General features: G+C 61.3%; 12 protein-coding genes. 11 read left to right on the top strand and 1 reads right to left on the bottom strand.

Features of this window, described 5'->3' with window-relative positions:
- The 5 genes from Q0J75_RS11835 to Q0J75_RS11815 all read left to right on the top strand — a co-directional run.
- A partial coding sequence (locus tag Q0J75_RS11835; protein WP_297201544.1) for a branched-chain amino acid ABC transporter permease occupies nt 1-858 on the top strand: 858 nt, incomplete at its 5' end.
- A gap of 10 nt (nt 859-868) precedes the next feature.
- Complete coding sequence (locus tag Q0J75_RS11830; RefSeq protein ID WP_297201541.1) at nt 869-1951, top strand: branched-chain amino acid ABC transporter permease; 1083 nt, start codon at nt 869-871, stop codon at nt 1949-1951.
- Nucleotides 1944-2795 carry an ABC transporter ATP-binding protein gene (locus tag Q0J75_RS11825; RefSeq protein ID WP_297201538.1) on the top strand — a complete coding sequence of 284 codons (852 nt, stop codon included), beginning with the start codon at nt 1944-1946 and terminating at the stop codon, nt 2793-2795. The genes Q0J75_RS11830 and Q0J75_RS11825 overlap by 8 nt, the downstream gene beginning before the upstream one ends.
- Before the next feature lie 12 nt (nt 2796-2807).
- Nucleotides 2808-3509 (top strand): ABC transporter ATP-binding protein, encoded by a 702-nt coding sequence (locus Q0J75_RS11820; RefSeq protein ID WP_363315743.1) that lies wholly within the window; start codon nt 2808-2810, stop codon nt 3507-3509.
- A gap of 464 nt (nt 3510-3973) precedes the next feature.
- The gene (locus Q0J75_RS11815) at nt 3974-4819 is read left to right on the top strand and encodes a zinc dependent phospholipase C family protein (RefSeq protein ID WP_297201533.1); all 846 of its coding nucleotides are present in this window, start codon (nt 3974-3976) and stop codon (nt 4817-4819) included.
- A gap of 48 nt (nt 4820-4867) precedes the next feature.
- Here the strand turns inward: Q0J75_RS11815 and Q0J75_RS11810 are convergent, their stop codons facing one another.
- Nucleotides 4868-5182 (bottom strand): TIGR04076 family protein, encoded by a 315-nt coding sequence (locus Q0J75_RS11810; RefSeq protein ID WP_297201531.1) that lies wholly within the window; start codon nt 5180-5182, stop codon nt 4868-4870.
- 204 nt (nt 5183-5386) lie between these two features.
- On the opposite strand from Q0J75_RS11810, the gene Q0J75_RS11805 reads away from it, so the two are divergent.
- The 6 genes from Q0J75_RS11805 to Q0J75_RS11780 all read left to right on the top strand — a co-directional run bounded on the left by Q0J75_RS11805 (nt 5387) and on the right by Q0J75_RS11780 (nt 11462).
- Nucleotides 5387-5599, top strand: a complete 213-nt coding sequence (locus Q0J75_RS11805; protein WP_297201528.1) for a FeoA family protein — start codon at nt 5387-5389, stop codon at nt 5597-5599.
- 13 nt (nt 5600-5612) lie between these two features.
- A complete protein-coding gene (locus Q0J75_RS11800) occupies nt 5613-5834 on the top strand; it encodes a FeoA family protein (protein ID WP_297201525.1) in 222 nt (73 codons plus the stop codon).
- An 88-nt stretch (nt 5835-5922) separates the two neighbouring features.
- Nucleotides 5923-8301 carry a ferrous iron transporter B gene (locus Q0J75_RS11795; protein ID WP_297201522.1) on the top strand — a complete coding sequence of 793 codons (2379 nt, stop codon included), beginning with the start codon at nt 5923-5925 and terminating at the stop codon, nt 8299-8301.
- Nucleotides 8302-8325: 24 nt separating this feature from the next.
- Nucleotides 8326-8502 carry a FeoB-associated Cys-rich membrane protein gene (locus Q0J75_RS11790; RefSeq protein ID WP_297201518.1) on the top strand — a complete coding sequence of 59 codons (177 nt, stop codon included), beginning with the start codon at nt 8326-8328 and terminating at the stop codon, nt 8500-8502.
- Between the two features lie 13 nt (nt 8503-8515).
- A complete protein-coding gene (locus Q0J75_RS11785) occupies nt 8516-8893 on the top strand; it encodes a metal-dependent transcriptional regulator (protein ID WP_297201515.1) in 378 nt (125 codons plus the stop codon).
- Nucleotides 8894-9074: 181 nt separating this feature from the next.
- Nucleotides 9075-11462, top strand: a complete 2388-nt coding sequence (locus Q0J75_RS11780; protein WP_297201513.1) for an S-layer homology domain-containing protein — start codon at nt 9075-9077, stop codon at nt 11460-11462.
- The last annotated feature ends 115 nt before the right edge of the window (nt 11463-11577 follow it).

Genomic DNA, 11577 nt, shown 5'->3' with positions numbered 1-11577 from the left:
AATCTCATCACCGGAATCAGCCTGGGCAGCGTCTACGCCATCATCGCCCTGGGCTACACCATGGTATACGGCATCGCCAAGATGCTGAACTTTGCCCACGGCGACGTCATCATGGTGGGCGCCTATGTGACCTTCTTCGCCACCGGCAGCTTCAACCTGCCCCCGGTGGTGGGCGTGCTGCTGTCCGTGGTGGTCTGTACCGTTCTGGGCGTGGTCATTGAAGGGCTGGCCTACCGGCCCCTGCGGCAGGCTTCCTCCCTGGCCGTGCTCATCACCGCCATCGGCGTCAGCTATTTCCTGCAAAACGCCGCCCTGCTGCTGTGGGGCGCCGACACCAAGGTGTTTACCCCCGTGGTGCCCAGCGGGTCCCTGCCCATTGAGGGGGTCACCATCACCTATGCGTCCCTGATCACCGTGCTGGCCTGTATCGTTATCATGCTGGCCCTCACCTGGTTTACCAGCAAAACCAAGATGGGCAAGGCCATGCGGGCCTGCTCCGAGGACAAGGCGGCGGCCCAGCTCATGGGAATCAACGTCAACCGCACCATCTCCATGACCTTTGCCATCGGCTCCGCCCTGGCGGCCATCGCCGGCGTGCTGCTGTGCTCCAACTACCAGACCCTCATGCCCACTACCGGCTCCCTGCCCGGCATCAAGGCCTTTACCGCCGCCGTGTTCGGCGGCATCGGCTCCATCCCCGGCGCTATGCTGGGCGGCATCCTGCTGGGCATCATCGAGACCTTTGCCAAGGTGGTCAACACCAACATCTCCGACGCGGTGGTCTTTGCCGTGCTCATTGTGGTGCTGCTGGTGAAGCCCGCCGGGCTGCTGGGCAAGACGGTCCGCGAGAAAGTGTGAGGTGAGGGATATGAAGAAACTGACTCCGGGCCGGAAACGGCTCATCGACAACTCCATCACCTACGGCATCGTCATCGCGTTCTTTGTTATTTTCCAGGTGCTGAGCAACGGCGACATGCTGAGCTCTTCTCTGGAGGGCCAGCTGGTGCCCATCTGCGCCTATATCGTCATGGCCCTGTCCCTGAACCTGGTGGTGGGCATCTCCGGCGAGCTGAGCCTGGGCCACGCCGGATTTATGAGCGTGGGCGCTTTCTCCGGCGTGGTGACCGCCCTGTCCCTTCAGGACGCCATCCCCAACGACGGACTGCGCCTGGTGGTGGCCATGATCGTGGGCGCTCTGCTGGCCGGTGTGGCTGGCTTTATTGTGGGCGTGCCGGTGCTCCGCCTGCGGGGCGACTATCTGGCCATTGTCACCCTGGCCTTTGGTGAGATCATCAAGAACATCATCAATGTGCTCTATGTGGGTGTGGACGAGAAGGGCCTTCACTTCTCTTTGGAAAATGAGATGGCCCTCAACCTGGGCGAGGGCGGCAAGGCCATTTTGAAGGGTCCCCAGGGCTTTACCGCCAACGTCAAGCTGGCCACCTTTGTGGCGGGCTTTGTGCTGGTGCTCATTGCCCTCACCGTGGTACTCAACCTGGTGAACAGCCGCTCCGGCCGGGCCATCATGGCCCTGCGGGACAACCGCATCGCCGCCGAGAGCGTGGGCATCGGCGCCACCAAGTACAAGCTGATGGCCTTCGTCATCTCCGCCGTGATGGCGGGCGCGGCCGGTGTGCTCTACGCCATGAACTATTCCTCCATCGCCCCCAAGAAGTTTGACTTCAACACCTCCATTCTGGTGCTGGTGTTCGTGGTGCTGGGCGGCATCGGCAACATCCGGGGCTCCATCATTGCCGCCGCCTTCCTCACCTACCTGCCCGAGCTGCTGCGTACCTTTGATTTGGACCAGTACCGGATGCTGGTGTACGCCATCGTGCTCATTCTGGTGATGATCGCCACCAATAACCCGGTGATGCGCAGCTTCTTTACCAGACTGGCGGATACGTTCCGCAAAAAGCAGCCGGAGAAGGGAGGCGTCAGCCATGAGTAAGCCCAAGCGTCCCGAGACCAAGCTGGTCCCGGTGCCCAGTCCCAACATTATCCCCGAGCGGGACATCAAGCAGAGCCCCATTCTGGAGGCCCAGCATCTGGGCATCGACTTCGGCGGTCTGACCGCCGTAAACGAGTTCAACATGGCCATTGGCCGTACCGAGATCGCCGGTCTTATCGGCCCCAACGGCGCGGGCAAGACCACTGTGTTCAACCTGCTGACCAAGGTGTACCAGCCCACCCGGGGCACCGTGCTGCTGGACGGCATCGACACCCACAACATGAACACCGTCCAGGTAAACAAGGCGGGTATTGCCCGTACCTTCCAGAATATCCGCCTGTTCGACAACCTGAGTGTGGAGGACAACGTCAAGATCGGCCTGCACAACCACGTGCGCTATCCTATGTGGAGCGGCATCCTCCGCCTGCCCAGCTACTGGAAGAAGGAGAAGCTGGCCCATGAGAGCGCCCTGGAGCTGCTGAGCATCTTCGATATGCAGGATCTGGCCAACGCCAAGGCGGGCTCCCTGCCCTACGGCGCTCAGCGCCGTCTGGAGATCGTCCGTGCCCTGGCCACCAATCCCTCTCTGCTGCTGCTGGACGAGCCGGCGGCGGGCATGAACCCCTCCGAGACCGCCGAGCTGATGGACAACATCGTCAAGATCCGGGATACCTTCCACATTGCCATCCTTCTGATCGAGCATGACATGAATCTGGTCATGGGCATCTGTGAGGGTATCTGTGTGCTCAACTTCGGCCAGATCATCGCCAAGGGCACCCCCTCGGAGATCCAGAACAACCCGGAGGTCATCAAGGCCTATCTGGGCGACCAGAAGGAGGTATAAGCCATGGCGGTATTGCTGGACGTCAAGAACATCAACGTGTATTACGGCGCCATCCACGCTGTGAAAGACATCTCCTTCCATGTGGAGGAGGGGGAGGTGGTGACCCTGATCGGCGCCAACGGCGCGGGCAAGACCACCACCCTTCAGACCGTGTCCGGTCTGCTCCACACCCGTACCGGCTCCATCGAGTTTATGGGCAAGCCCATTCAGGCTGTTCCCGCCTCCAATCTGGTGGCCCACGGTCTGGCTCAGGTGCCCGAGGGCCGCCGGGTGTTCCAGCAGATGACGGTGGAGGAGAACCTGGAGATGGGAGCTTTTACCCAGCCCAATTCCACCATTGCCCCCAACATGGAGCGGGTGTATGCCCAGTTCCCCCGGTTGAAGGAGCGGCGGCGGCAGGTGGCGGGTACCTTGTCCGGCGGCGAGCAGCAGATGCTGGCCATGGGCCGGGCCCTGATGTCCAACCCCAAGCTGCTCATGCTGGACGAGCCCTCCATGGGTCTGGCCCCCATTCTGGTGGAGCAGATCTTCGACATCATCAAGGCCCTGCACAAGGAGGGCACCACCATCCTGCTGGTGGAGCAGAACGCCCAGATGGCTTTGAGCGTGGCCGACCGGGGCTATGTGCTGGAGACCGGACGGATCACCCTCACCGGTCCCGGTAAGGAGCTGCTGGCGGACGAGGCCGTGAAGAAGGCATACCTGGGCGGCTAAAGCCGTCAAAAAAGTGGCGCAGCCACTTTTTTGAGAGAGATACAGCCCGCTGCGTCGCACACGCAGCGCGTGTACGCTTGCGGGCTGAGCGGTGTTCTCCCCGCCGCGCATGTCGCCGGGGAAAACGGATTTTGAAATGGATTCACGCCTGCGGGCGTGAATTTTGGAACCCTTTACCGATACACAAAGGCGCGCCGCTTGACTGCGGCGCGCCTTTGTGCTGTCAAGGATTGGAACTGACAAAAATAATCATTCTGATTTTGAAACAAAAGAGGAAAACAGGGGAACTTTGTACAAAAAATTCGAATATAACCGGATCTGGATGAAAAAATGCGGTGGAAAAGTCTGTGGAAATGTGAAAAACTCCAGCACGCATTTTCGATTTCTCCCCTTGACGCAGGGTGATATAATAGTCATATATGATGGAATGTTATGGACTGCGACAGGAGGGATTACAGGTCACTATGCCAAACTACTACGCGCATCTGAAATTTGGAGATAAGGTCCTGGGCGGTCTGCCCAAACCGCTGGCACAGACCATTGACCAGGAGCGGGAGGCCTTCGATCTGGGCTGTCTGGGACCCGACCCGCTGTTTTTCTACCAACCCATCCGCCCCAACGCCGTCCGGCGGGAGGGGGTGCGGATGCACCGCAATTCCGCCCTGCCCGCGGTGGAGCGGCTGCGTCAGGCCATCGAGGACAAGGTCCCCATGTCGGTGGGCTACGGGGCGGGCTTTTTGTGCCATCTGGCCCTGGACAGCGCCTGCCACGGCTATGTGGACGAGCGCTCCGCCGAGGGCCCCATCTCCCACATGGCCATGGAGGGGGAATTTGACCGGATGCTGATGAAGAGCGACGGACTGGACGCCGCCAGCCAGGCCCACCTGCCCGCCCCGCCCCAAAAGGGCAGCCAGGTCTGGGATGCCGCCGCCTATGCCTATGTCCACGCCTCTCCCCGGCAGGTCCGCCGGGCCTACCGGGCCATGAACTTTTACCTGGACTTTTTTGCCCGCTCCTGCGGCACCCGACGGGGGAAGGTTATCGGCGCGGTGAGCCGGATGCTGCCCATCCAGTCCGCCAAGGACGTGGCTCTGGGGGAGACCCCCCACCCGGCCTCTCTGGAGAGCAGCGCCAAGCTGGACTGGCTGCTGGAGGGGGCGGTGGATGAGACCGCCCGGCAGATCGACGCCTTTTTCCAGGCCATCCAGGAGGAAGCCCCGGTGCCCGCCTGGTTTGACCGGGATTTCAAGGGCAACCCGCCGGAGGGGGAGAAGGGCTGGACCGTGGCCCTCCATCACTCTCTGTCGTAATCCTGCCATAGCGCCCAACGGGCGGCCCTTGCGGCCGCCCGTTTTTTGTCAGGACGGGTCTATTGCCTCCAGCAAAAAGCTGACCGGACGGATGCCGTCGGTGCAGCACACCACCGAGGTTCCATCTTCCTTTTGCCAAGGGGTAAAGGTGGCTCCGCAGGATAAGGCGGAGACGGAGCGATAGATATCAATCCAGGCCCAGGGACAAAAGCCTAGGGGCATTTCTGCTCCGCCGGTGTACAGAAAAACATCCCCCTCGTTGAAAAAATCACAGGTACATTCCTCTGGTGGTTCCGTGAGATAGCGGCGAACAAGGTCGGGGTAAAGCTGCTTACGTAAGACCGTGATTTTGACCTGTTTCACAGGGTGGCACCTCCTCATATGAGATGGCCCTATTGTAAATGAAACAAATGTATGGGTCAAGGGACGGGCAGAAGAGCAAAGAAAATTTTTCAAAAAAGGATTGACATTGGCGGTTAGTTGCGGTAAACTCATACGCACAAGAGGTTAGCAAGAGCTAACCAAGCGACCACAGGCGGGATGCCCGCCGTTGGGAGGGAGGAGCACATGATGCCGCTGACACTGGCAAAACAGGGGGAGCCGGTGACCATCCGCAAGATCACGGGTAAGGATGAGATCCGCCAGCACCTGGCCGAGCTGGGTTTTGTGATGGACGCCGCGGTCACCGTGGTAAGCGAGATGGGCGGAAACCTGATCGTACAGGTGAAGAACAGCCGTATCGCCCTGGACCGGAGCATGGCCGGACGAATCATGGTCTGAGAGGAGCAGAACAATGAGAACATTGAAGGACGCCAAGGTGGGGGATACCGTCACAGTGACCCGCCTCCACGGCGAGGGCGCGGTGAAGCGCCGGATCATGGACATGGGTATCACCAAGGGGGTGGCCATTCGGGTACGCAAGGTGGCTCCTCTGGGAGACCCCATGGAGCTGAACGTGCGGGGCTATGAGCTCAGCGTGCGCAAGGCCGACGCCGAGATGATCGAGATCCTGTAACTAGGGTCAGCGGCCCAACCTGCCGTCGGAGGACGGCTCTTTTTCAGCACAATGGTTAGCGATAGCTAATTAAGAAGGGAGTAAGAAGATGGAGTGGAAGATCGCGCTGGCGGGCAATCCGAACTGCGGCAAAACGACGCTGTTCAACGCCCTGACCGGCTCCAGCCAATACGTGGGCAACTGGCCCGGCGTGACGGTGGAAAAGAAGGAGGGCAAGCTCAAGGGCAACAAGGACGTGGTCATCCAGGACCTGCCCGGCATCTATTCCCTGTCCCCCTATACCCTGGAAGAAGTGGTGGCCCGGAACTACCTGGTCAACGAAAAGCCGGACGCCATTCTGAACATCGTGGACGGCACCAACATCGAGCGCAACCTGTACCTCACCACCCAGCTCATTGAGCTGGGCATCCCGGTGGTGGTGGCGGTGAACATGATCGACCTGGTGCGCAAAAACGGGGACCAGATCGACCTCAAGAAGCTGGGGCAGGCCCTGGGCTGCCAAGTGGTGGAGATGAGCGCCCTGAAAGGCGAGGGCGGCAGGGAGGCGGCGGAGGCCGCCGTGGCCCTGGCCCAAGAGAAGCGGGCCGGGGAGCTGCCCCATGTGTTTACCGGCAGCGTGGAGCACGCCATCGCCCATATCGAGGAGTCCATTACCCCTCTGGTGGAGGAGCGGTACCTGCGCTGGTATGCCATCAAGGTCTTTGAGCGGGACGAGAAGGTGCTGGCCGCCCTCCATTTGAGCGGCGAGCTGAAGGAGCACCTGGAGGCCCACATTGCCGACTGCGAGCGGGAGCTGGACGACGACGCCGAGAGCATCATCACCAACCAGCGCTATGCCTACATCAGTTCGGTGGTGGACAAGGCGGTCAAAAAGAAGCGGTCTGTTCACGCCATGAGTACCTCCGACAAGATCGACCGGGTGGTCACCAACCGGATTCTGGCCCTGCCCATTTTTGTGGCTGTGATGATCCTGGTCTACTCCATCGCCATGGGCGGCAGTTCCTTCGCCATTGGCGCCCGAGCCACCGATTGGGCCAACGACGGCCTGTTCGGCGACGGCTGGTTTGTCCCCTTCACCGCCGACACCGAGGCCTGGGAGGAGGACTCCGCCGCCTGGGAAGAGGCCTCCGCCATGATCGCGGGCTATGAGGCCGGCGAGAGCGAGGTCTACTTCTACGACGACGAGACCGGCGAGACCACGGTGGTTCCCGTGACCCAGGAGGCCTATCAGCAGGCCCTCACCGTGGCAGAGCCCGACCCCAACGACTACGGCACCTGGGTGCCCGGTATCCCCGTGCTGGCTGAGAATGCCCTGACCGCTGTGGGAGCCCACCCGGTGCTCCAGTCCCTGATTCTGGACGGCATCATCGGCGGCGTGGGCGCGGTGCTGGGCTTCGTGCCCCAGATGCTGGTGCTCTTCCTGCTGCTGGCCCTGCTGGAGGACTGCGGCTATATGGCCCGCATCGCCTTCATCATGGACCGGATCTTCCGCCGCTTCGGCCTGTCCGGCAAGAGCTTTATCCCCATGCTGGTGGCCACCGGCTGCGGCGTGCCCGGCATCATGGCCTCCCGCACCATTGAACAGGAGCGGGACCGGCGCATGACCATCATGACCACCGGCTTTATCCCCTGCGGGGCCAAAATGCCCATCATCGCCCTGTTTGCCGGGGCTCTGTTCGGCGGCTCCGCCTGGGTGGCCACCTCCGCCTACTTCATCGGTGTGGCGGCGGTGGTGATCTCCGGCATCCTCCTGAAGAAAACCCGGGGCTTTGCCGGGGACCCCGCTCCCTTCGTCATGGAGCTGCCCGCCTACCACGCCCCCGCCGCCGGCAATGTGCTGCGGGCCATGTGGGAGCGGGGCTGGTCCTTCATCAAGCGGGCCGGTACCGTCATCTTCCTTTCCTCTGTTATCCTGTGGTTCCTCCAGGGCTTCGGCTTTGTGGACGGCGTGTTCCAGATGGTGGAGGACAACAACCACTCCCTGCTGGCCGCTGTGGGCCATGCCGTGTCCTTCCTCTTTATTCCCCTGGGCTTTGGTACCTGGCAGGCCACGGTGGGTACCTTTACCGGCCTCATCGCCAAGGAAAATGTAGTGTCCACCTTCGGCGTGCTTTATCCGGGCAATCTGAGTGTGGAAATAGCCGCCGCCTTCACCGCTATCTCCGCCTATTCCTTTATGATCTTCAATCTGCTGTGCGCCCCCTGCTTTGCCGCCATGGGCGCCATCAAGCGGGAGATGAACAGTCCCAAGTGGACCCTGGCCGCCATCGGCTATATGTGCGGCTTTGCCTATGTGATTTCCCTCATGGTCTACCAGCTCGGCGGGCTCATCATGGGTCTGGTACCCTTCGGCGTGGGCACCGTGGCCGCGCTGGTCTGCCTGGCGGGCCTTATCTACCTGCTGGTGCGTAAGAACAAGTACGACGATGCCGCCCTGGAGCTGCGGGCGGTGGCCGCCGTCAAATAAGATCCCGTGAAAGGAGCAGTTACGATGTTATCCACCATTCTCATCAGTTTCGCCATTCTGGCGGTTTGTATCGCCATCACCTACCGGGGCGCACAAAACCGCCGCCAGGGCAGGCATAGCTGCTCCTGCGGAGGTTCTTGCAGCACCTGCGGCTGCGGCGGCGCGTGCCACGGTACACACGAGACATCCACCACCGGCTGAGGAGGGAGCTGTTATGGAACTGACCAATACCAACATCCGCTATCTGCTGGCCATTTATGAGCTGTCCCAGGTCCGGCTGGAGGTGTCCTCCAAGGACATTGCCAGGGTGCTGACCGTCTCCCGGGCATCGGTGACCAGCATGATGTCCATCCTCATTGAAAAACGCATGGTGGACAAAGAGCGCTACGGCAAGATCCACCTGACCCCGCTGGGCCGCACCCTGGCCCGGGAGCTGGCCGGTCAGGCCGGACAGGTGGCCCGGGAGCTGCAAGCCCGGATGGACCTGTCCGGAGAGGAGGCCTGGAAGGCCGCCTGCGCCGCCGTGTCCGAGCTGCCTCGCCGCTGCCTGGGGCTGGGGCAGCCTGCCCTGGCCGTAGCCCTGCCCGCCTGATGCTCTCCTTTCCCCCCTGCGCCCCGCCTGCCGGAGTTCCGGCGGGCGGGGCGTTTTTCTCACTCGACAAAAACAGTTGGCCGGTGGGAGACGGTTTGACTGGACAATTGGGCCGCTGTGCGCCATAATAGAGGAAACAGGACAAGACCCCCAGCATGTGATCGGAAGGAGCGAATGCAACATGAAAAAAATGGGACAGACACTGGCACGGCTGCTGTCGGTGGGGCTGGTACTGGCTCTGCTGACAGGACTGGTGCCTGGGGCGCTGGCCGCCGGGACCACCCTCAGCTATCGGGTGGACTCCGACAAGGTCCTGGAGATCCAGGATGACGATCTGTACAGCTACTGCAAGAGCATGACGGGCTACGGGATGAATACCATTTGGTTTACCGCCCTGCCCGACACCCGCCAGGGGATGCTGACCTATACCGACAGCAATGGCCGTCAGTACAGCATTGGGGTGAGGAACGCCATCTCCTACAGCAGCCTCTATTCTCTGACCTTTACCCCCAACAGGGACTTTGACGGCACCCTGACCATCCCCTTTGAGGGACAGGCCGACAACGGCGTCTATTATAACGGTACCCTGCAAATTCAGGTGTACGGCGTCAATCAGAACACGGTCAGCGGGACCATGAACTATACCACCGCCGCCAACCAGGCGCTGCGGCTGAGCAAGGCTGACTTTGACAAGTATGTATACGACAAGACCAGCCAGGGCCATACGGTGAATTACATCCGCTTTACCAAGCTGCCCGCCGCCAGCACCGGTGTTCTGTATGAAAATTACGGCACCTGGTACCAGAAGACGGTGGAGGAGAACAAAGACTATACCGCCGCCCAGATTGACACCCTGAGCTTTGTGCCTGCTGCCGGTTATCAGGGCACCGTCACCATTCCCGTTACCGGCTGGGGGGACAGCGGTGAGCGCATCGCCGTCAACCTGATGGTCACTGTGGGCAGCAGCACGCAGATCACCGGCGATGTGACCTACGACACGGCGTACAACAGCACCGTGATGCTGAATTGGCGGGACTTTGAGGCGTACGCCCAAAGAGTGATGGGGGACAGCCTGAATCTGGTGTGGTTTACCGGTCTGCCCACCGCTGAAAAAGGAGTCTTTTACTACGATTTCAACGGCTGGACCGGTACCGCAGTGACCAACAACGCCATGTACGGCTACAGCGAGCTCAACCGCATCACCTTTGTGCCCGCCGTAAACTATCAGGGCGTGGTCACCGTTCCCTTCGCGGGTACTACGGTCAAGGGCAAGACCCTCTCCGGCCAGCTGGTTATTCGGGTGGGATATACCGCCTCCTATGACACCATCACCGTGTCCCTCCAGACCGGCGCGGGCGGCGCTCTGGACTTCCAGGCGGAGGACTTCAATGCCGCCTGTAAGGAGGAGACCGGCTCCGACCTGGAGTATGTGACCTTTAACTATACCTCGGGAGTGGGGGGCTACCTCTACGCCCGGTATGACCAGACCGGCCAGAGCGTGGTGGGCAGCGAACCCTACTACCGCACCGCCACCCCCAGCCTGGACCTGATTACCTTTGTGCCCGGCACCACCACCGGCAGCACCGTCACCATCCCCTTTACCGGCCGGACCATGGCGGGCGGCTTGATCCGGGGGAATGTGGAGATCCAGTTTATAGCCTTGAAGGAGCCCACCGAGATCGTCTATATCAGCTATGGTACAGCGGCTCACTTCAGCGCCGTGGACTTTGTCAATGCCTGTGCCGCCCGGGGCGGCCAGAATCTGGTGTCGGTCCGGTTCCTCACGCCTGATATGCCCGGCGGCCAGCTCTACTACGGCTTCAGAGGTCCCGCTATGTACCAGAGCAAGGTGAATAGCGCCATTGAGTACGGCCTGAGCGGAAGCACGCAGCTCAATGAGGTATCCTTCCTGCCCGAGGCGGGCTACACCGGTACGGTGACTTTCCCCTATGTGGGCACCGACGCCGCCGGTATCATCTACACCGGCGTTGTAAAGGTACAGGTGGATACCGTGACCTCCAGCCGCTTCAATGATATGACCAACTACAGCTGGGCCATCCCCTCGGTGGAATTTTTGGCGGACTATGGCATCACCACCGGTGCGGGCACCGGCGCTACCTTCAGCCCTGCCGGAAAGATGACCCGGGGAGACTATGTGCTCATGCTGTGCCGGGCCTTCGGGTTTACCTCTACCCAGACCACCAGCTTCCCCGACGTGCCTGCCGACAGCTACTATGCCACGGCCCTGGCTGCCGCCAAGGCCAAGGGCATCATCATCGCCGACAGCAATGGGTACTTCCGCCCCACCGATCCGGTGACCCGGGAGGACTCCATGGTCTTCCTGTACCGGGCCCTCAAGGCGGCTGACCGGACCGTTCCCTCGGCCGACCAGTCGGTGCTGGACCGGTTCCCCGACAAATCCGCCGTCTCCCAGTCCGCCCTGCCCGCCGTGTCCGCCATGGTGAAGGCCGGTGTGATCCAGGGTAACGGCGCAGGCCAGCTCAACCCCGGCGGTACCCTCACCCGGGCGGAGATGGCCGTGATTCTCCACCGGGGCCTGACCCTGTAAGATTCCCAATGGCCGGGACTGCATAAGTGCAGTCCCGGCTCAGCCTGTCGAGAAACCCGGTTTATGCATCAAGCATAAGCCGGGTTTCTGGCGTATAGAGGCCAAAGAAGTACAA

This window comes from uncultured Flavonifractor sp., assembly GCF_944385615.1.
Taxonomy (GTDB): domain Bacteria; phylum Bacillota; class Clostridia; order Oscillospirales; family Oscillospiraceae; genus Flavonifractor.
The sequence above is the reverse complement of the archived record's forward strand: the minus strand, read 5'-3'. Positions and strand labels throughout refer to the sequence as shown.

Bases quoted from the DNA above. Each gene is read 5' to 3' on its own strand.
- Q0J75_RS11800 (WP_297201525.1), top strand. From the start codon at position 5,613: ATGAGAACATTGAAGGACGCCAAGGTGGGGGATACCGTCACAGTGACC.
- Q0J75_RS11780 (WP_297201513.1), top strand. From the start codon at position 9,075: ATGAAAAAAATGGGACAGACACTGGCACGGCTGCTGTCGGTGGGGCTG.
- Q0J75_RS11790 (WP_297201518.1), top strand. From the start codon at position 8,326: ATGTTATCCACCATTCTCATCAGTTTCGCCATTCTGGCGGTTTGTATC.
- Q0J75_RS11830 (WP_297201541.1), top strand. From the start codon at position 869: ATGAAGAAACTGACTCCGGGCCGGAAACGGCTCATCGACAACTCCATC.
- Q0J75_RS11785 (WP_297201515.1), top strand. From the start codon at position 8,516: ATGGAACTGACCAATACCAACATCCGCTATCTGCTGGCCATTTATGAG.
- Q0J75_RS11825 (WP_297201538.1), top strand. From the start codon at position 1,944: ATGAGTAAGCCCAAGCGTCCCGAGACCAAGCTGGTCCCGGTGCCCAGT.
- Q0J75_RS11815 (WP_297201533.1), top strand. From the start codon at position 3,974: ATGCCAAACTACTACGCGCATCTGAAATTTGGAGATAAGGTCCTGGGC.
- Q0J75_RS11805 (WP_297201528.1), top strand. From the start codon at position 5,387: ATGATGCCGCTGACACTGGCAAAACAGGGGGAGCCGGTGACCATCCGC.
- Q0J75_RS11795 (WP_297201522.1), top strand. From the start codon at position 5,923: ATGGAGTGGAAGATCGCGCTGGCGGGCAATCCGAACTGCGGCAAAACG.